Origin of the sequence: Bradyrhizobium sp. WBOS08 (assembly GCF_024585125.1) — a bacterium.
In the GTDB taxonomy this organism is placed as follows: Bacteria; Pseudomonadota; Alphaproteobacteria; order Rhizobiales; family Xanthobacteraceae; genus Bradyrhizobium; species Bradyrhizobium japonicum_B.
The window spans coordinates 2,231,635-2,251,110 of the sequence record NZ_CP028988.1; the positions used below are offsets into that span (position 1 = coordinate 2,231,635).

Annotated in this window: 14 protein-coding genes and 1 tRNA gene; 4 read left to right on the plus strand and 11 right to left on the minus strand. The window is 65.6% G+C overall.

What is annotated here, in order from left to right; translation table 11 throughout:
- Positions 1–142: 142 nt before the first annotated feature.
- Positions 143–1,699 carry an amidase family protein gene (locus tag DCM80_RS10770; RefSeq protein ID WP_257196929.1) on the minus strand — a complete coding sequence of 519 codons (1,557 nt, stop codon included), beginning with the start codon at positions 1,697–1,699 and terminating at the stop codon, positions 143–145.
- Positions 1,700–1,871: 172 nt separating this feature from the next.
- A tRNA-Ser gene (locus tag DCM80_RS10775) sits at positions 1,872–1,961 on the minus strand.
- 194 nt (positions 1,962–2,155) lie between these two features.
- On the opposite strand from DCM80_RS10775, the gene DCM80_RS10780 reads away from it, so the two are divergent.
- Positions 2,156–2,497, plus strand: coding sequence for a hypothetical protein (locus DCM80_RS10780; protein WP_257196930.1), 342 nt, complete (start codon positions 2,156–2,158; stop codon positions 2,495–2,497).
- A 50-nt stretch (positions 2,498–2,547) separates the two neighbouring features.
- Here the strand turns inward: DCM80_RS10780 and DCM80_RS10785 are convergent, their stop codons facing one another.
- From DCM80_RS10785 to DCM80_RS10795, 3 genes are all read right to left on the minus strand, one after another.
- Positions 2,548–4,011 carry a trehalose-6-phosphate synthase gene (locus DCM80_RS10785; RefSeq protein ID WP_257196931.1) on the minus strand — a complete coding sequence of 488 codons (1,464 nt, stop codon included), beginning with the start codon at positions 4,009–4,011 and terminating at the stop codon, positions 2,548–2,550.
- A gap of 241 nt (positions 4,012–4,252) precedes the next feature.
- Complete coding sequence (otsB, locus tag DCM80_RS10790) at positions 4,253–5,071, minus strand: trehalose-phosphatase (RefSeq protein WP_257196932.1); 819 nt, start codon at positions 5,069–5,071, stop codon at positions 4,253–4,255.
- 4 nt (positions 5,072–5,075) lie between these two features.
- A complete protein-coding gene (locus tag DCM80_RS10795; protein WP_257197925.1) occupies positions 5,076–6,560 on the minus strand; it encodes an MFS transporter in 1,485 nt (494 codons plus the stop codon).
- A 178-nt stretch (positions 6,561–6,738) separates the two neighbouring features.
- Between DCM80_RS10795 and DCM80_RS10800 the strand changes: the two genes are divergently transcribed.
- Positions 6,739–7,125: a DUF3175 domain-containing protein gene (locus DCM80_RS10800; protein ID WP_257196933.1), complete on the plus strand. Its 387-nt coding sequence runs from the start codon at positions 6,739–6,741 to the stop codon at positions 7,123–7,125.
- Positions 7,126–7,397: 272 nt separating this feature from the next.
- Here DCM80_RS10800 and DCM80_RS10805 read toward each other — a convergent pair whose 3' ends face one another.
- Both DCM80_RS10805 and DCM80_RS10810 read right to left on the minus strand, forming a co-directional pair.
- Positions 7,398–9,431, minus strand: coding sequence for a methyl-accepting chemotaxis protein (locus tag DCM80_RS10805; protein WP_257196934.1), 2,034 nt, complete (start codon positions 9,429–9,431; stop codon positions 7,398–7,400).
- 383 nt (positions 9,432–9,814) lie between these two features.
- A complete protein-coding gene (locus DCM80_RS10810; protein WP_257196935.1) occupies positions 9,815–11,854 on the minus strand; it encodes a methyl-accepting chemotaxis protein in 2,040 nt (679 codons plus the stop codon).
- A gap of 244 nt (positions 11,855–12,098) precedes the next feature.
- Here DCM80_RS10810 and DCM80_RS10815 point away from each other — a divergent pair, with 244 nt between their 5' ends.
- Positions 12,099–13,265: an FIST N-terminal domain-containing protein gene (locus DCM80_RS10815; RefSeq protein WP_257196936.1), complete on the plus strand. Its 1,167-nt coding sequence runs from the start codon at positions 12,099–12,101 to the stop codon at positions 13,263–13,265.
- Positions 13,262–14,620: a hybrid sensor histidine kinase/response regulator gene (locus DCM80_RS10820; protein WP_257196937.1), complete on the plus strand. Its 1,359-nt coding sequence runs from the start codon at positions 13,262–13,264 to the stop codon at positions 14,618–14,620. Before DCM80_RS10815 ends, DCM80_RS10820 begins: the two co-directional genes overlap by 4 nt.
- Before the next feature lie 148 nt (positions 14,621–14,768).
- On the opposite strand, the gene DCM80_RS10825 is transcribed toward DCM80_RS10820, so the two are convergent.
- The 4 genes from DCM80_RS10825 to DCM80_RS10840 form a co-directional block, all read right to left on the minus strand.
- Positions 14,769–15,464 carry a response regulator transcription factor gene (locus DCM80_RS10825; RefSeq protein WP_257196938.1) on the minus strand — a complete coding sequence of 232 codons (696 nt, stop codon included), beginning with the start codon at positions 15,462–15,464 and terminating at the stop codon, positions 14,769–14,771.
- Positions 15,465–15,576: 112 nt separating this feature from the next.
- Entirely contained in the window at positions 15,577–16,263 is a 687-nt protein-coding gene (locus tag DCM80_RS10830) for a response regulator transcription factor (RefSeq protein ID WP_135167195.1), read from the minus strand.
- Positions 16,264–16,376: 113 nt separating this feature from the next.
- Positions 16,377–17,567, minus strand: coding sequence for a c-type cytochrome (locus DCM80_RS10835; RefSeq protein ID WP_257196939.1), 1,191 nt, complete (start codon positions 17,565–17,567; stop codon positions 16,377–16,379).
- A 140-nt stretch (positions 17,568–17,707) separates the two neighbouring features.
- Positions 17,708–19,423 (minus strand): PQQ-dependent methanol/ethanol family dehydrogenase, encoded by a 1,716-nt coding sequence (locus DCM80_RS10840; protein ID WP_257196940.1) that lies wholly within the window; start codon positions 19,421–19,423, stop codon positions 17,708–17,710.
- Positions 19,424–19,476: the final 53 nt, after the last annotated feature.

Genomic DNA, 19,476 nt, shown 5'->3' on the forward strand with positions numbered 1-19,476 from the left:
CACGCACTCAACCCTCATCCTGAGGGCCCGCCGTCGGCGGGCGTCTCGAAGGATGGCCACAGGCGAAATCGCTTCCATTCGCGATTGCCTTTCCCACAAGGGGCAAAGGTGCACCGCGACCGCTGCGATCACTCGCGGGCCCCTACCCCATCCGCTCCCACAACCGATGAGCGAGCACGCCGGCGCGCTTCTCGATCGCGGCCGCGGCATCGAGCGCAAGATCCTCGCGATAGCGACCGGCAATGAGCTGCACGCCGATCGGCTTGCCGTCGTGGAGGGCCACCGGCACCACGGCGCCGGGCAGGCCCAGCACGTTGATCGCGGAGATGAAGCGGATCTCGCCCCAGAAGATCTCGCGCACGCGCTCGGCACTGACCGCGTCCTCGCGCGGGCCCGGTGTCGGCTTCACCGTGGTCGGCGCCAGCACGACCGGATAGTCCTCGAAGAACAATTGCCAGGCGCGGATGTGGCCGTTGCGCGCGGCGGTCGCCTGCATCCAGCCCTTGAGATCGAGCACATTGGCCTTGGCCTTCATGCCGCCCCAGGCCTTGTGAAAGTCCTCCGAGGTCACCTTCAGCATGCCGGCTTCCTGCATCACCACGGTCTCGTTGGTGATGATGTCGCACCAGGTCTGCCAGACGCCGTCGATGTCGGGCACCTCGACCTCGCTGACGCGGTAGCCGGACCGTTCGAGATGGTCCGCGGCCTGGCGCAGCGCCGCGGCGACGGACGGATCGACATCCATGTCGTCAGGTATCTTGGCCAGCGCGACCTTGATCGGCCGCTTCGGCGTCTCGCCGACCAGCGGCGCCGGCACCCACCAGGGATCGCGCGGATCGCGCTGGCTCATCGCCTCCAGCGCGAGACGGACGTCGGCGACGTGGCGGGCGAGCGGCCCCTGCGCCGACATCAGATGCGCCAGCATCGGCCGCTCGGCCGTGGCGCTCGCATTGAACGCGGGGATGCGCCCTTGCGTCGGCTTGATGGTGGCAACGCCGTTGCAATGGGCAGGCCAGCGCAGCGAGCCGCCGATGTCGTTGCCATGGGCGATGGTGCCGATGCCGGCGGCGACCGCCGAACCCGCGCCGCCCGAGGAGCCTCCGCAGGTGATATCAGGATCCCAGGGATTGAGCGTCAGCCCGTGCAGGGGATTGTCGGTGAAGCCGCGAAAGGAGAATTCCGGCGTGTTGGTGAGCCCGATGACGATCGCGCCCGCCTTCTTCAAGTTGCGCACCACGGGCGCATCCGACGGCGCGATCAGGCCCTTGTTGGCGGGCACGCCGTTGAAGTTCGGTCGTCCCTCGTAATCGACGTTTTCCTTGATCGTGATGGGCACCCCGTGCAGCAGGCCGAGCGCAGCACCCTTGGCGCGCTGCTTGTCGGCAGCATGCGCAGCCTTCAGCGCCTCCTCGGAGAGATCGACGACGACGGCATTCAGCTTCGGATTGACCGCGCGCATCCGTTCGAGATGCGCCTCGACGGTCTCGACCGCCGAGATCGCGCCGGAGCGGATCGCGGCGGCAGTCGCCACCGCCGACCATTGCCAGATCGGCCCCGACGGGCGCCGCGGCCTGGCCGATTTGCCGGCGGCGGCCTTTCCGGCCGGCTTCGCGGCAGCTCCCTTGCGGGCCCCGGTCTTCGTCGCGGTTCGCGCCTTCTTCCCCGCAGTCTTGCTCTTGCTCGCCGTCTTCTTCGCCACGCCGCATCTCCCAAAAATTGCGCGGCGGAGGTTAGGGACGGCTTCGATCCCTGTACAGGTGCGATTCTGCATCGCTCACCTCGGGATCAACATCGACATGGGATACGGCGGGCTCGCGCTCGTGCTGCAAGCCGGACGGGACTGGCAAGGGGACGCGGTGGCGTATAGCCAATGGCGGAGAGAGTGGGATTCGAACCCACGGTACGGTTTCCCGCACACACGCTTTCCAAGCGTGCGCCTTAAGCCACTCGGCCATCTCTCCGGAGCGCCCTCTCTTGAAGGGGCGCCGACGATTTTGCAAGGGATCGCGAGGAAAACCGACGAATTTTCCGCAAACCGTTGTATTCACATGGTAAAATTCGGCGCCGCGGATGCTCTGATCGGCCTGCAGGCTGAACCCGTGACGGGTTTGCCGCGACGATTCAGGTGAGGATGCCGAGCACGACTGGGGGAGCCATGACCATCCGCAAGACCATTGTCGCTCTTGGCCTGATTTCGGCCCTCGGCTCCGCCCTCGCGGCGTCCGCCGCGGCCCAGGTCTGCACACGTCAGGGCGTCGACGTCAGCTGCGACGACGGCCGGCGCGGGATGCTGTCGGGCAATGCCATCCTCTGGCCGGACGGGACGCGCTCGAGCTCGGCGCCGCACCCGACGGTGATCATCGGCAACAAGAGCTCGGTGCATGTCGGCACCGGCGTGTTCGTCGGCCAGGGCAAGGGCATGGTGCCGATGGACGATCCCAACGCGCCGAACAAGCGCCAGTGCGCGATCCTGGAGGGGGTCTCGTATTGCCATTGAGGCATCCTACAATCCTGCCCGGGCGCGTCTCCGGGCACGACGCCGGATCCCTAAATCAGCCTTACGCCTGAGATCGCCGATTTCAGCCAGCGCAGCGCTTGCGGCGGTTGCGTGGCGAGCGGGGCGACGGCGGCCTTTTCGGTCCGGCACTTCTCGAGCTCGGCGACGAAGTCCGCCGACCATTGCTGGATGGTGTGGCCGCGCAGCTTCTTCATCATGGCGTCCCAGCGCATCTTGCGCTCGGTCAGCGGCATTGCGGCCGCAACCGCGATCGCGCGTGCCATGCCGTCGATGTCGTGCGGATTGACCAGCAAGGCGGTCTCGAGCTCGTTGGCGGCGCCGGCGAACTTCGACAGCACCAGCACGCCGGGATCGGCCGGGTTCTGCGCCGCGACATATTCCTTGGCGACGAGGTTCATGCCGTCATGCAGCGGCGTCACCACGCCGACCTGCGCTGTCCGGTAGAGACCCGCGAGCACGGCCTGGCTGAAGCCCTTGTTCAGATAGCGGATCGGCGTCCAGTCGACCTCGCCGTGGCGGCCGTTGACGTCGGTGACGAGGCGCGCGACCTCGTTCTGGAGATTGCCATAGGCCTCGATCGCACCGCGCGAGGGATTGGCGATCTGCAGCAGCGAGATGCTGCGCGCGAATTGCGGCTGCTCGGTCCAGAGCCGGTCGAACGCGCTGATGCGGTTGACGAGGCCCTTCGAATAGTCGAGGCGGTCGACGCCGATCGCGAGCCGCTCGCCGTTGAGGCTGCGCCGCAGCCGCGACACGTCCGGATGCGAGGCCGACTTGGCGGCATAGGCCGCGAACTTCTCCGCGTCGATGCCGATCGGAAACACCTCACAGCGCGTGCGGCCATGCTGCGAGATCGCAACGCCGTCCTCGATGGCAAGGCCGAGCTCGCCGCCGACATAGCCAAGGAAATTCTGGCGATCCTCCTCGGTCTGGAAGCCGAGCAGATCGTAGGCCAGCATCGCCGTGATCAGTTCGCGATGGTTGGGCACGCCTTGCATCACCGCGGCGACAGGCCAGGGCGTATGCAGGAAGAAGCCGATCGGATCGTCGATGCCGAGGTCGCGCAGCTCGGCGCCGAGCGCGAGGAAATGATAGTCCTGCACCCAGAACGCGGTTCTAGTCTTTCGGAAGCGCATCAGCGCGCGCGCCATGAAGGCGTTGACCTCGCGATAGCTGACATAATCTTCGCGCGAGACGCGAATGAGGTCGCTGCGCGAATGCAGCGCCGGCCACAGCGCCGAATTGGCAAATCCCTCGTAATAGCCGCCGTAATGCGCTGCCGGCAGATCCAGTGTCGCGATGGCCCCTGCGCCGAGCGCCTCGATCTCAGCGAACGGTTCCTTCTGATGGCCGTCCCGTACCCGGCCCGACGACCCCACCCAGATCGCACCCGAATGTTCCACAACCGGCAGCAGCGCCGCCGCGAGGCCGCCCGTCATGGGCTCATTAGGCTTGCCGCGGGCGACGCGATTTGAAACGACGACTAAGTTCACAGGTCGTCCCCTCCTGTTTCATTCCACCCCGTTTAACTGCCGTTCATCAATATGGTTCCTGATCATCGTTTCAACCAATTGAAACCAAAATCGGGCGCGCGCGTTGGAACTGGTTTCGCTTACGGAACCCGGAAATTTTCGCTGCAAAATCAGTTGGTGCCAATGTCGCGCAACAAGGTATTGCGGCGCGCAACGGCGCCGTTCCGATCGACAATATGTCTGCGAAAGGGCGCTGCCTTGGTTATTTTGGATCGAGCAGGCGTGCCAGAAACGCACGCACATCCGCCGGCGCGTCGAAATGGCCGTTCACGCCCATGGCGCGGCGCCCGACCGAGAAGGCGAGCCCGTTCATGTCGGGCATGATCGCAAATACGGTTTCATCGGTGACGTCGTCGCCGATGAAGATCGGACGCCGTCCTTTGAACGGCTCCCGCTGCATCAGTTCACGCACGCCGGTCGCCTTGGTGAATCCGGCATGCTTGATCTCGCAGACGAACTTGCCGGGCAGCACCTCGATCGGCGCGTTAGGCAGATCGGCGCGGATCACCGAGACGGCTTCGTAGATCGCCTTCTCCGCATGCGGCGCGAGGCGGTAATGCAGAGCGAGCGAATAGCCCTTGTCCTCGAGCAGAATGCCCGGGCTGAGCTTGGCAACGGCCGCGAGCCGCCGCTTCAGCTCCTTGTCCAGCGGCGGCGCATGCACGGCATCGACCTCATTGTCCACCGACAGCCGCATCTCGGCGCCGTGGCCGGCGACGGCGCGAAACACCTCGGGCGCGAAGATCAGGTCGATGTCGTTGAGCGAGCGGCCGCTGACCAGCGCCAGCGCGCCGGACGTGCGCTCGGTCAACCGGTTCAGCGTCTCCGACAGGCCCGGCGGTACCCATACCTCGCGCGGCGTCGGCATCAGATCGAGCAGGGTCCCGTCGATGTCGAGCAGAATTGCGGTCTCGTCGAGATGCGGCACCAGCGCATGCGGCACCGGCACCGTTTCGGGCGCCTCGTCGTCGAATACAGTGGGCTGCTGGTCCATCGCCATTTCTGCAAGTTCCGATTTCATCAGTCTACTCCATAAAGGCGAGCGGCCGCGCGATTTGTTCGAGCGATTTGCGCTCCGCCGAGACGGCATAGCGCCACGCCACGATCGCGGCCGCGAGCATCAGGACTGCCCCCAGCAAATAGCCGGCGAACACGCTGGTGCGTGATCCCGTGTCGATCAGCGCGCCGAACAGCGCCGGCCCGATCACGCCGCCGATGCCGGTGCCGACGGCGTAGAACACCGCGATCGCCAGCGCGCGCACCTCGAGCGGAAAGGTCTCGCTGACGGTGAGATAGGCGGCGCTGGCGGCCGGTGAGGCAAAGAAGAAGATCACCATCCAGGCGACGGTCTGTCCCTGCGCACTGAGCACGCCGATGGAGAACAGATAGCCCGACAGCGCCAGCAGCAGGCCCGACATGCCATAGGTGAACATGATCATGGTGCGTCGTCCCAGCGTATCGAACAGCCGGCCGAGCAGCAGGGGCCCGAGGAAATTGCCGGCGGCAAAGGGCAGCAGGTACCAGCCGACGTGATCGGCCCTGATGCCGTAGAAATCGGTCAGCACCAGCGCGAAGGTGAAGAAGATGGCATTGTAGAAGAACGCCTGCGCGCTCATCAGCACGAGGCCCACCACCGCGCGCTGGCGATACGCCGAGAACAGCGTGTGCACGACCTCGCGGATCGGCGTGTGATCGCGCATCTTCAGCCGGATCTTGGGGAAGCGCGCCTCGCTGATATCCTGATCATGCCCGATCACCGAGCGTTCGATCTCGTCGACGATCGCATGAGCCTGGTCGGGACGGCCATGGATCATCAGCCAGCGCGGACTTTCCGGAATCCACATGCGCATCAGCAGCACGACGAGACCGAGGCCGGCGCCGATCAGATAAGCGAACCGCCAGCCGAGATCGGGCGCGATCACGGCGGGGTCGAGCAGCACGATGGCCGCGACCGCGCCCATCGCGGCGCCGATCCAGAAACTGCCGTTGATGACGAGATCGGTCCAGCCGCGATAGCGCGCCGGCACCAGCTCCTGGATGGTCGAGTTGATCGCGGTATATTCGCCGCCGATGCCGGCACCGGTGAGGAACCGGAACAATGCGTAGCTCGCGACATCCCATGACAGAGCGGTCGCGGCCGTGGCCGAAAGGTAGAGCGCCAGCGTGATGAAGAACAGCTTCTTGCGGCCGATGCGGTCGGTGAGCCAGCCGAAGCCGAGCGCGCCGAGCACGGCGCCGGCGAGATAGGCGGAATTGGCGATGCCGAGGTCGAGGTTGGAGAATTGCAGCGACGGACTCTGTTTCAGTGCGCCGGAGAGCGCGCCGGCCAATGTCACCTCGAGCCCGTCAAGGATCCAGGTGATGCCGAGCGCGAGCACGACGCGGGTGTGAAAGCCGCTCCACGGCAGCGCGTCGAGCCGTGCCGGAACACTGGTCTCGACGATGCGGTCAGTGACGGCCGCCGACACCGTCGGTGCGTAGTTCAGCGCTGGGCTTTGCTGCAATTCCATCAGGCTGTTGCGCTCGATCAATGGCTGCGGCCCCGGTCAGGATGTGAACGGGGTTGGTCCGATCGTCGGGGTGCGGCATTCCGCCTGCCCCTGCGACAACGCCTGCGGCGAGGTCGGGTTCCTGCAGGAACGGCTCCCGGGCCGGCTCGTTTCCGAAGCAGCCGCAGGGAGTTGACGCATGGCTCAGGTCAGAAAGAGAACACATTCTCGAAACAGCGGTCCACGCAAGTCCGTCCGCCGGAAGACGAGCGCGCGGCGCGGCACGATTGCGCGCAAGAGCACCAAACGCGCAGCGCCGAAGCGCTGGTCGCAACGGGTGACGAAAGAGAGCGACGCGCTCGATCTCAAGCAGGGCGTGTTCAAGCTGACCAGCCCGAGGAAGATCGCGACCTCGTTGAAGCAATCGGCCGAGCACAGCTCACGACGCAAGACCGGCGCCTATCGTTCGGCGCTGTCGATGCTGACCTTCTACATCAACCGCGCCGGCAAGACCTTGCCGAAGACACAGCGCGCGCGTCTGGAGAAGGCGAAGGTCGAGCTGAAGCGAGCGTTCGGGCGGGAGTGAGGCAGGAAGGGCGCAAATGGCGATCCTTGCTACGCTGTCGTCCCGGACAAGCGCAGCGAAGCGGAGCGCCGATCCGGGAACTCCGCGCGAGCGCTTTGCGCTGGTCGCGATAGCCACAGGATAGGGTTGGACGAAGACTCGGAGTGACCACCGTCCGACCCAACCTCTCCCTGGGAGTATGGGTCCCGGATCGGCGCGCCTTAAGGGCGCGCTTGTCCGGGACGACAGTGGAGTGTGAGGCGGCTGCGCGAACTTCAGAGGCAGCGGTGGCCTTACGCCGCCCTGATATTCCCCATGAAGCGATCGAGCTCGGCGCGCAGGCGGGTGCTTTCGGACGACAGCGTCTTGGCCGAGTGCAGCACCTCCTCCGAGGCCGAGCCGGTCTCGGCGGCGCCGCGGTTGACCTGGCCGATATCGGTGGCCGCGGTTTGGGTGCCCTGCGCCACGGTCTGGACGCTGCGCGCGATCTCCTGCGTCGCCGCGCCCTGCTGCTCGACTGCGCTGGCGATCGACGTCGAGATCGACGAGATCTGGCCGATGGTTGCTCCGATCTCCTTGATCGCGGCAACCGATTCGGCGGTGGCGCCCTGCATGCCCGCGATGTGCGAGGAAATCTCGTCCGTTGCCTTCGCGGTCTGGCTGGCCAGCGACTTCACCTCGCTGGCGACCACGGCAAAGCCGCGGCCGGCATCGCCGGCGCGCGCCGCCTCGATGGTGGCGTTGAGCGCCAGAAGATTGGTCTGCTCGGCGATCGCCGTGATCAGCTTGACCACTTCGCCGATCTGCTGGGCCGCGTGCGAAAGCTTTCCGATGCGCCCGTCGGTTTCCTTGGCCTGGACCACGGCGGCCTCGGCGATGCGGCTGGAATCGCGGACCTGGCGGCCGATCTCCTCGACCGAGGCGGACAGCTCCTCGGTCGCGGTGGCGACCGACTGCATGTTGGAGGAGGCCTGCTCGGAGACGCCGGCGACCTGGCTCGACAGGCTCTGGGTGGTCTCGGCGGTGCGGGTCAGGGTGGAGGCCGCCGATTCCAGCTGCACGGCCGAGGCCGAGACGTTGGAGACGATGGCGCCGACCGCGCTCTCGAAATCGTCGGCGAAGCGGATCAGCTCGGCGCGGCGGCTTGCGGCCTGCTCCCGGTTCTGGACCTCGCTGGCGGCGGCATCGCGCTCGGCTTTTGCGACAGCCTGAACCTTGAACTCCTCGACCGCCCCGGCCATCTCGCCGATCTCGTCCTTGCGCCCCAAGCCCGGCAGCACGACGTCGAAATTGCCCGAGGCGAGCTCCCGCATCGCCTTGCACATCGCGATCATCGGACGCGAGATGCCGTTGCCGAGCATCAGGGCGAGCACGGCTCCGATGGCGAGGCCGCCGAGCGCCAACATCATCATCAGCCGCTCGGTATCCACGATCGTCGCATTGGCGCTCGCTTCGATGCGCTGCTGATCCGCGGTCAGCTCCGACCGCAGCTCGTCCGAGAGCTTGAGGATGGTCGCCGCGGTCTTGGTCATCTCGCCATTCAGCTTGACGATGACCTTCACGTTCTCCGACAGCTTGGTGAAGGAGCTGCGGTACTGCTTCAGCAGATTGCCGATCTCGGTCACGCGGTCGGTGATCTTCTGGTCGTTGGCATAGATCGAGACCAGCAGCGTCTCCAGGAATTTGACGCGGGCGATCACGCCATCGGCGGTCTTGGGCTCCGGCTTGGCGACGAAGGCGCTGACCGAGGTGGAGACCGCCAGATATTGCGAGGTGATGTCCTTGGCCGTGGTCTGGACCGAGGCCAGCCCCGCCAGCGCGGCCGTATCGGCGAGATCGTCGAACTTGAACCGGATCTTGTTGCCGACGCTGTTGAGCTCGTCGGCCGCGATCTTGTTGTTGTCACGCGTCAACGTGATGATCTCTCCGAACACCTTGGTGAAGCGCTGGAATTCGGCCTCGAGCTTGCCGACCTGCTCGCGGCGCGCGGCGCCGGTCGTAGCGGCGACCGACTTGGCGATGGCGCCCTTCAGATTTCCTTCGGCGGCCTTGGCTGCGGTCTCGTCGTCCGCCGCCCCGGTCAGGGTGTAGGCCCGGGCCAATCCTTGATAGGCGACCAGTTCGCGATCAACCGTCCGCGCGAGGTCGGCTTCCGAGACGCTGGTGCGATAGGAGGCCACGGCACCGGCAATACGCTCGAAGCCGAAATAAGCGAAGGCCATGCTGACGGCGAGGATGGCCAGCACCGCCACGAAGCCGAGGATGATTTTTGCGCGAAACCGCAGAGTTGGCAGCTTCGATTGGTTCGACTTCGACTTGACCGACATTCCCCCACCCCATTCCATTCGCGGAAAACCAGGCGCAGCCCGAGAGCAGCCCGCTCCCTGACTCGCACGCACGGTAATCGGCAAAGGATAAGCTGTGGTAAATTTATGGCGCCGCAACTGGCAGTTAGGTGAGGCAGGGAATTTGTTAAGGCGGGCTTTCTCGCGCCGCTACAATTGAAGGCCGGCGTGCAAACCCTCCGCCGTCGTCCCGGACGAGCGAAGCGAAGATCCAGGATCCATAACCACAGGGAGTGGTTTGGCGAAGACTCGGAATTATCTGCTCGCTCCACAAGCACGTTCTTGGAGTACGGGTCCCGGATCTACGCGCGCCTTAAGGGCGCGCTTGTCCGGGACGACGGCGGCGCGTGACGCACCAGCGCGTCTTACGCCGCCCTGATATTCCCCATGAAGCGATCGAGCTCGGCGCGCAGGCGGGTGCTTTCGGACGACAGCGTCTTGGCCGAGTGCAGCACCTCCTCCGAGGCCGAGCCGGTCTCGGCGGCGCCGCGGTTGACCTGGCCGATATCGGTGGCCGCGGTTTGGGTGCCCTGCGCCACGGTCTGGACGCTGCGCGCGATCTCCTGCGTCGCCGCGCCCTGCTGCTCGACCGCGCTGGCGATCGACGTCGAGATCGACGAGATCTGGCCGATGGTTGCTCCGATCTCCTTGATCGCGGCAACCGATTCGGCGGTGGCGCCCTGCATGCCCGCGATGTGCGAGGAGATCTCGTCCGTTGCCTTCGCGGTCTGGCTGGCCAGCGACTTCACCTCGCTGGCGACCACGGCAAAGCCGCGGCCGGCATCGCCGGCGCGCGCCGCCTCGATGGTGGCGTTGAGCGCCAGAAGATTGGTCTGCTCGGCGATCGCCGTGATCAGCTTGACCACTTCGCCGATCTGCTGGGCCGCGTGCGAAAGCTTTCCGATGCGCCCGTCGGTTTCCTTGGCCTGAACCACGGCGGCCTCGGCAATGCGGCTGGAATCGCGGACCTGGCGGCCGATCTCCTCGACCGAGGCGGACAGCTCCTCGGTCGCGGTGGCGACCGACTGCATGTTGGAGGAGGCCTGCTCGGAGACGCCGGCGACCTGGCTCGACAGGCTCTGGGTGGTCTCGGCGGTGCGGGTCAGGGTGGAGGCCGCCGATTCCAGCTGCACGGCCGAGGCCGAGACGTTGGAGACGATGGCGCCGACCGCGCTCTCGAAATCGTCGGCGAAGCGGATCAGCTCGGCGCGGCGGCTTGCGGCCTGCTCCCGGTTCTGGACCTCGCTGGCGGCGGCATCGCGCTCGGCTTTTGCGACAGCCTGAACCTTGAACTCCTCGACCGCCCCGGCCATCTCGCCGATCTCGTCCTTGCGACCGAGGCCCGGCAGCACGACGTCGAAATTGCCCGAGGCGAGCTCCCGCATCGCCTTGCACATCGCGATCATCGGACGCGAGATGCCGGTACCGAGCACGAAGGCGAGAAACGCGCCGAGCAGCGTGCCGCCGACGGCGAGGATCAGAACCAGCCGCTCGGTCCGCCCGATGGTCGCTTCCGACTCCGTGTCGAGCCGTTGCTGTTCGGCGACGAGGTCCGCCTTCATGGCGGTGGCGCCTTGCAGGATCGCACCGGCCGAGCCGCTCATCTCGGTGACGAGGTCGTCGACCAGCTTGGTTTTCGCGATCAGCTTTTCCAGCGCGTCGCGATAGGCGGCGAGAAGCGCCTTGGCCTCCTTCAGGCCGGCGACGACCTTTTCGTCCATGGAATAGACCGCGCCGAGCGAGTTCTCGACGAACTTCAGCCGCGCCATCGCGCTTGCGCCGACGGCCTGGTCCGAATTGAGGATGAAGTTGCTCGCGGCTGCACTGGCGGTCTGGAATTGGGCGTTGACCTGCTTGGTGCCGAACTCGATCGCCTGCGCCTCGGAGTCGGAGGCGTTGTTGCCGATGTCGTCGAGCTTGTATTTCAGCAGGTTGGCGTTGCGCTGAAGCTGATTCTGGACCAGGAGCGCGCTGTCGCGCTTGGCCTGCAGGATCTTGGCGAAGGTCGCCGAGAAGTTGGAGAATTCCTTCGCGAGCTTGTTGAGGCTCTCCAGCCGCGCCGGGTTCTTGGCATTCTTGATGGCCTGATCGATCGCATTCTTCAGGCTGGCCTCGGCCTCCAGCGCCGCCTTGGCGTCGTCCTCCTTGCCGGTCACCACGAAATAACGCGCGGCCGAACGATAGCCGAGCAGCTCGCGATCGATATTGCGGGCGAGATCGGCCTCCGAGACGCTGCTGCGGTAGGATCCTACGCCTTCGGAAACGCGCTCGAAGCCGAAATAGGCGAAGCCGAGGCTGACCGCGGAGATGGCGAGCACGACCGCAAAGCCCAGGATGATCTTGGCGCGGAACCTGAGCGTGGGAAATAGCGTGCGCTTTGACGGCGAATTGATACGCCCGGACATTCCCACCCCCAGATCGGTTCTTGCAAAGTGCAGCACGGCCGGGAGCAGCCCCGCCCGACCCGGGATGAAAATTAGGGCAGATTCGTCAAGGGGCGGTAAATTCCTGCCTGAACGCCACAGGTCGCGAAACACACGTTCCGCGGATTCGGTCGCAATGTTGCGACCAGACGAAAAAGGCCATACTCTTTGGGCACTTGTCAGGCACTCGGCATCAGTCCGGGCAGGTCCTTGAGGGAGAAACGGAGTGGGGCAAACCGACTTTCGGTTTGGCGGTGCGTCCGGCGTTGCCGTCGCGAAGTCGAAGGCCGCGGGCGTCGCGCAAGCCGTTGCCGACCTCGCCGCTCAGCTCCCATCCGAGGAGCTGGCGCTCATCCTGCTCTTCGTCTCCCCATGCTACGATCCGCACCAATTCATCGCGGAGATCAGCCGGCAATTCGACGGGACCCAGGTCTGCGGTTGTACCACGGCCGGCGAGCTCGCGCCTGACGGCTGGGACGAGAACAGCGTCGTTGCCCTCGCCTTCAGCCGCGCCGACTTCTCGGCCGTGGTGCGGCCGATTCTCAATCTCGACGGTTTTCGCGTCGAGGACGGCCGCAGGATCGGCACCGAGCTGCGGCAGGAATTGCTGCGGGAGTCGTCCCAGGGCGAACGCGGAAATCCGTTCGGCCTGGTTCTGATCGACGGCCTGTGTCGCCGGGAAGAAGCCGTGATGTCCGCGATCTATGCCTCGCTCGACGACATTCCCATCGTCGGGGGATCTGCGGGCGACGGCATGCGGTTCGAACGCACCTGGGTGTTTTTCGACGGCAAGGCCTACACCAATGCCGCCCTGCTCATCCTGTTGAGCACGTCGCTGCCGTTCCGGGTCTTCAAGTGTGACAATTTCGAACCGCGGCCCCAGAAGATGGTGGTCACCGAGGCCGACACCGAGAATCGAACCGTCAGGGAGCTGAACGCCGAGCCCGCGGCCGAGGAATATTCCCGCGTCGTCGGGATCATGGACGAAAAGCTCGACCCGTTCTCGTTCGCCTCGCATCCCGTTCTGGTCCGGGTCGGCGGCTCCTACTACGCCCGGTCGATCCAGCGCGTCGAACCGGACGGATCGCTGCACTTCTTCTGCGCCATCGACGAAGGCATGGTGTTGACGGCGGCGACGTCGCGCAGCCTGGTCGGCACGACGCGCGAGGCCTTCGCGGAGACGCGCGACCAGATCGGCGAGGTCTCGCTCTATATCGGTTTCGAATGCCTGCTGCGCCGGCTCGACGCCGAGCAGCACCAGCTCGCCCGCGACATGTCCGAACTCTACCGCCAGAATCGCGTCGTCGGCTTTCATACCTACGGCGAGCAGTTCGGCTCGATGCACGTGAACCAGACCTTCACCGGCGTCGCCATCGGCAGGCGTCCCGCGTGACCGGGCCGTGGCAGGACCCCGATGCGGTCGAGCAGCTGCAGCGGGAAGCCGCGAAGCTGAAGAAGATCAATGCCGCGCTGATGTCCCGCGTCGAGCGCTCGATGGACCAGCAGCTCAACGCCTTCTCGCTGTTCGAGACCGCCATCGCGCTCGACCGCCAGGTCCGGGACCGGACCTACCAATTGCGCGAGGCGCTGCATTCGATCGAGCGCGCCAATGAGGGCCTGTATCGCGCCAAGCAGCAGGCCGAGGCCGCCAGCTCGCTCAAATCGTCCGTCCTGATCTCGGTCACCCACGATCTGCTGCAGCCGCTGAACGCGGCGCGCCTGACGCTGTCGGCGCTGGCCGAGATGATGGAGGCGCAGGAGGCGGGCCTGCTGATCGACCAGGTCGACCGCTCGCTGGTCACGCTGGAGGATCTGCTCCGCTCGTTGCTGGAGATCGCCAAGCTCGACGCCGGCGCGCTCAGACCCGACGTGCGTCCGCTGGCGCTGGCGCCGCTGTTCGAGCAGCTTCGCAACGAATTCGCGCCGCTCGCTGCGCGGCAAGGCCTGTCCTTGCGCATCCGCAGCGCGCCGGTCGCGGTGTCGTCGGACGCGATGATGCTCCGGCGCGTGCTGCAAAATCTGCTCGCCAATGCCATCCGCTACACCCGCAGCGGCGGCGTCGTAATGGGGTGCAGGCGCCGGGGCGACCGCATCTGCGTCCAGGTCTCCGACACCGGGCCGGGAATCGCGCAGACGCAACAGGAGGCCATCTTTCGCGAATTCCAGCGCGGCGAAGCCAGCGCGACCGACCAGGCCGGGTTCGGGCTCGGCCTCTCCATCGTTCGCCGCTTCGCAACCGTGCTCGGACACGAGGTGCGGCTGTCGTCGCAAGTCGGCAAGGGATCGACGTTCGTCCTCGAGCTCGAGCCGGCCGATCTCGCCGAGGTCAGCGACGAGGTGCACGAGCCCAAGCTCAGCGAACGTCAATATGGCGGGCTCGAAGGCGCCAAGATTTTGCTGGTCGAGAACGATCCATCCGGCTCCGAGGCCATGGCCGCCCTGCTGGAAGGGTGGGGCTGCGACGTCGCGACCACGCCGTCGGCTGCGGACGCGCTGCTGCGCCTCAGCGAGCTGGGCGGAGCGCCCGACGCGGTCATCGCCGATCTTCATCTCGATCACGGCGAGAGCGGATTGTCGGCGATCGCCGACATCCGGGCGCAGCTGAAGCTCGACGTGCCCGCGATGATCATCACCGCCGACTATTCCGAGAAGGCCGCCAAGCAAGCGAGCCTCTCCGGCCTCGAAGTCTTGAAGAAGCCCGTCAAGCCCGCCGAGATGCGCGCGCTGTTGTCGTTCCTGCTGAGCTAGCGCCGCACCGACGCGCTCACCCAAATATCGCAAAACAACCCCATGCACAGTAGCGGTAATGGATTACATGCCGCCAATGGCATGACTTGTTTGTCGATTCACCGAGGCAGCGGCACCGATCTGCGACACGGGACCGGTGAAGTCCGCCTCACTGCTGATCCGACTGTGCGCGATCGTGCTTGGCCCGGCTGCCGTCGCTCGCCAGCGTCGCGAAATCGATTCGGGACATCTCGACGATCGCCTTGGTGCGGCTGACGACGTTCAGCTTGCGCAGGATGTCCGAGACATGGACCTTCACGGTGGTCTCGGAAATCTTCAGCTCATAGGCGATCTGCTTGTTCTGAAGACCGCGCTTGAGCATTTCCAGGACCCGCAATTGCTGCGGCGTCAGATCATGCAGCCGCTTCAGCAGATCATGGGCGGGACTTGGCGCCCGCTGCGGTCGCCTTGCACGATAGGCATCCGGAAGACAGACGAGACCCTGCAGCGCCTCGCCGATCGACTGGGCCAGTTCCTGCTTGGAGCAGGATTTGAAGATGTAACCGGCGACGCCCAGCGACAGCGCGCCGGAGATGATTCTGGGATCCTGATGTCCCGACACGATGACGACGGGGACCTTCGGGAAGGCCTTGCGGATGCGAACGATGCCCGAGAGGCCGGTCGTGCCCGGCATCGAGAGATCGAGCAGCAGGAGATCGAGCTCGGCGCCCGCGGACAGCTGCTCCAGCGCGCCGTCGACCGAAGTCGCCTGCAGGATCTCGGCTCCGGGCGCCACCATTTGCAGCGCGCCTTCGAGCGCCTCGCGGAACAACGGATGGTCTTCGACAATCAGAAATCGCGTCACGCGTCGGCCATCCCCAAAACGTTGCCAGGTGTCGGGCTTGGCCCGAGACTGTACCGGCCGGCGCGCGCCGGCTTGATCGAGGTCAACAACGGCAAGACCGATCCAAGATCGATCATTGCGGCCTGCCGCGGTCGGCCCGCGCATAGGGCCGGTTCCTGGGGTCGGGCAGGTCCATCTTGCCGATCTCGATGATCGCCTTGTTGCGGCTGAACAGGCCGAGCTTGCGCAGGATCTCGGTGATGTGCGCCTTGACTGTGGATTCGGCGAGCTGCAGCTCCTGCGCAATCTGCCGGTTCGGGTAGCCGCGGCGCAGCAGGTCCAGAACCCGAATCTGCTGCGGCGTGAGCTCGCGGAGCTTGACCTCGAGGGCCTTGCTGGTCTCGGCCTTGCGCCGCTGCGGCGTCGCCACGAAATCCCGCGGCACCGACACCGATCCTGAGAGCACGCCCTCGATCGAGGCGGCCAGCTCCCGCTTCGACGTCGACTTCGGCAGGTAGCCGGCCGCGCCGAGCGCCAGCGCTTCACGGACCACGTGCTGGTCCTCCTCGCTCGATACGATGGCGACCGGCAGGCGCGGATAGGTCTCGCGCAAGCGGAGGAAACCGGAGAAGCCGGTCGCATCCGGCAGCGACAGATCGAGCAGCGCAAGGTCGATCCCCTGCTCGGCCGACAGGATGTCCAGCGCGTCCTCGATCGACATCGCCTCCAGGATGCGGGCCTCCGGCAAGGCCAGCCGCACGGCGTTGCCCAGCGCTTCGCGAAACAGCGGATGATCGTCGATGATCAGGAAGCTGGCCATGGCGCCTTCCAAAGGATCCGCCGCACCCGGCGGCGGCAGCGCACCCACCCGTGCCGGTCCGGCGCCGAAATGATGCAGCATGGATGCTACCACATCTTGCCCGTCCCGTCCGTTCAGTCGTTCGATTCGACCTGCACTGTCAGCAGGAAGGAATAGATGCTGTCGAACTGGTTGTCGGTGAAGACCTCCTTCCACGCCGGCATGCCCTTGGCCGGTCGCCCGTCATGCACGGTCTTCAGGAAGGTGTCGCGCATGTCGTCGCCGTAGCGGTGACGCAACAGCCGCAGGTCGATCTTCCGCTCGCTCTGGATGGCGTCGGGGCCGTGGCAATGCGCGCAGGTTCCGTTGAAGATCTCCTTGCCTGCACGCGCAGTCTCCGCACTCGGCGCCGCTGCATCACCCTTGGTCTCGGTCGCCACCACATTTGCGACCTGTCCTACGGCCGCGCCGGGCCCCGCTCCGGTCGTGGTTCCCGCCGCCACGGCCTTGGCCGAGCCGAAGCGGATGGACTGTCCGGCCGGCAAACCATATTTCACCGCAAGACCGGCGATCGTCGTCCGAAGTGTCGGCAGGATCGCATCGACGCGATCGCGGAGCTCGGTCGATCCCTTCGCGAAGCCGATGGCGGCATCCCACGACAGGCCTTCGCCTTCGGTGAGCCGGATCTGATAGCGATCGTTGTAGGCGGTCATGTTCAGCCAGCCGGCGACGGGCCCCCAGATGAAGGCGACGTCCGCCCGGCCCTGGTCGAGCGCCTGCATGGCTTCCTCGGGTGACAGCACGGTCACCTTCCGGATGTCGTCACGCGTCGCGAGCAGGTTTTGCGGCGTGCTGGCGTATTGGACGGCGACGCGTTTGCCTCTGAGGTCGTCCACGCCGCCGATCGCCTGGCCTTTCGCGGCGACCAGCGCATAGCCTTCCTTCGCGATGGTGTCGGAGAAGATGACGGCCGGCCCCATGAAATCCTCGGAGCGCGGCAAGCCGATCATGGCGTCGCATTGCTTGCCCAGCAGCGTGACCCGCACGGTCCGCTTGCCGAAATAGGATTTGTACCAATCGTACGTGATCGGTTGGCCGAGCGCCTGCGCCAGCGCCTGGCCGATTTCGACATAGAAGCCCGGCTGCGACGGATTATCGCTCGAGAACGGCAGATTGGTCGGATCGGCGCACAGGCGAAACGGCTTCGTCTCGTCGGCATGAACGGCCGGGGCCGGTACGATCGTCGCGGAGATTGCGGCCCATGTGAGCCATCCCGCGATGCTGTGATGTCGGCGCTGGCCGTTCCCTGGATTGATCGGACGCATCCTCGTCTCCGGCAGTTGGGAATGGGTGGATCAGGCGTCGCGGCACGGGGTCTGAGCCAAGGTCAGGCCGATGCCGTCGCCGCGCGATGTCGAGAAAGCGCGCGCGTATCCCGTCTCCTTCGGGATACGCGCGCGAGTCGTCACTGGACGGAGAACACGAAGAGCGAACCACCCTCGGGGGCTGCGGCCGTCATCTTCTTTCCAATATCGCCCAGGAACGCAGGTATCGAGGCCGTGCGACCGACGACGATGGCGACGTATTGCTTGCCGCCGACCTCATAGGTTACCGGCCCGGCGCCGATGCCGGAGCCGAGATTTCTGCTCCAGAGCACCTTGCCGCTCTTCGCATCGATGGCGCGGAAGTCGCCGTGAAGGTTGCCGGCGAACACCAGGCCGCCGCCGGTGGTCAGCGTGCCGCCGTTGAACGGCAGGTCTTCCTTGATCGACCAGACCTTCTTCTGCGCCACCGGGTCCCAGGCCACGAGCTCGCCGAGGAAGCCGCCGGGGCCCTCTTTGGTGGGGAATTCGGCGCCGAGATAGAACACGCCGCGCTTGTAGGAGACGTCGGAGACCGACCAGTCCATGCAAACGTTGTTCGAGGGAATGTAGACGAGCCCAGTCTGCGGATTGAAGGACATCGGCTGCCAGTTCTTGCCGCCGATCAGGTTCGGGCAGATGTCCTTGGCGGGATGGCCCGGTCCCGGACGCTTGTCCGGGTCTTCCACCGCGCGCATGGTGTTGACGTCCCACTTCGTCGCCCAGTTGGAGAAGACGTATTTCTCCGCCGAGAGCACCTTGCCGGTCTCGCGGTTGGCGACGAAGAAGTAGCCGTTGCGATCGGCCTTCATCAGCGCCGGAACGGTGTTGCCGCCGATCTTCAGGTCCGCGAGCACGGCCTCGTTGACGCCGTCATAGTCCCAGGCGTCGGCCGGCGTGGTCTGGATGTGCCACTTGATCTTGCCGGTGTTGGGATCGAGCGCGAGCGTCGAGGCGGTGTAGAGGTTGGTCAGCTTGCCGAAATTGCCGTCGCCGGTCGAACGGACGCCGGTGTTCCACGGACCGGGATTGCTGGTGCCCCAATAGACGGTGTCGGTCTTGGGATCGTAGGAGCCGACCAGCCAGGCCGCGCCGCCGCCATGCTGGGCGGAATCGCCCTTCCAGGTGTCGCCGCCCGGCTCGTCCGGACTCGGGACCGTGAAGGTCTGCCACAATTGCTTGCCGGTGTTGATGTCGAAGGCCTGCAGCGAGCCGCGCACGCCGTATTCGCCGCCGCCGAACCCGGTGATGACCTTGTCGCGCACGACCAGCGGAGGCGAGGTGATGACCGAGCCCTGCTTGTAATCGACGACCTTGGTGGTCCACAGCGACTTGCCGGTGGCGGCATCGAGCGCCGTCAGCTTGCCGTCGAGACGGCCGACGAAGATCTTGCCGTCCGCATAGGAGACGCCGCGATTGTTCACGTCGCAGCAGGCATATTGCAGCACGTCCTCGGGAATCTCGGGCTCCCAGGTCCATTTGCGCTGCCCGGTCGCGGCATCGAGCGCATAGACGTATTTCGGGCCCCAGGAGCTCGACACGTACAGCGTGTTGCCGATGACGATCGGCGAGGATTCGTTCGAGCGCAGCGACGCCAGCGAGAACGAATAAGCGAGCGTCAGCTTGCCGGCGTTCTCGGTGTTGATCTGCTTGAGCGGGCTGTAGCGCGTATTGCCGTAGTCGTGGCCGGCAACGGCCCACTGGTTTGACTCGGATTGCGCCTTGATCACCGAGTCGTTGGCGCGAACGCCTGAGTTCACGGCGGCCAGCACCGCAATCATCGAGATGCCAGCCAAGAATCCCTTCGTTCCAAAGGTCATGTATTCCCTCCACGATGTTGTTGTGCACGCCACGTTGGACGCCGGAGCGCATT

What these genes read in the sequence shown, in the direction of transcription:
- DCM80_RS10810 (WP_257196935.1), bottom strand. Translation starts at nt 11,854, where the DNA reads ATGTCCGGGCGTATCAATTCGCCGTCAAAGCGCACGCTATTTCCCACG.
- DCM80_RS10835 (WP_257196939.1), bottom strand. Translation starts at nt 17,567, where the DNA reads ATGCGTCCGATCAATCCAGGGAACGGCCAGCGCCGACATCACAGCATC.
- DCM80_RS10805 (WP_257196934.1), bottom strand. Translation starts at nt 9,431, where the DNA reads ATGTCGGTCAAGTCGAAGTCGAACCAATCGAAGCTGCCAACTCTGCGG.
- DCM80_RS10800 (WP_257196933.1), top strand. Translation starts at nt 6,739, where the DNA reads ATGGCTCAGGTCAGAAAGAGAACACATTCTCGAAACAGCGGTCCACGC.
- DCM80_RS10795 (WP_257197925.1), bottom strand. Translation starts at nt 6,560, where the DNA reads ATGGAATTGCAGCAAAGCCCAGCGCTGAACTACGCACCGACGGTGTCG.
- otsB (WP_257196932.1), bottom strand. Translation starts at nt 5,071, where the DNA reads ATGAAATCGGAACTTGCAGAAATGGCGATGGACCAGCAGCCCACTGTA.
- DCM80_RS10830 (WP_135167195.1), bottom strand. Translation starts at nt 16,263, where the DNA reads ATGGCCAGCTTCCTGATCATCGACGATCATCCGCTGTTTCGCGAAGCG.
- DCM80_RS10780 (WP_257196930.1), top strand. Translation starts at nt 2,156, where the DNA reads ATGACCATCCGCAAGACCATTGTCGCTCTTGGCCTGATTTCGGCCCTC.
- DCM80_RS10840 (WP_257196940.1), bottom strand. Translation starts at nt 19,423, where the DNA reads ATGACCTTTGGAACGAAGGGATTCTTGGCTGGCATCTCGATGATTGCG.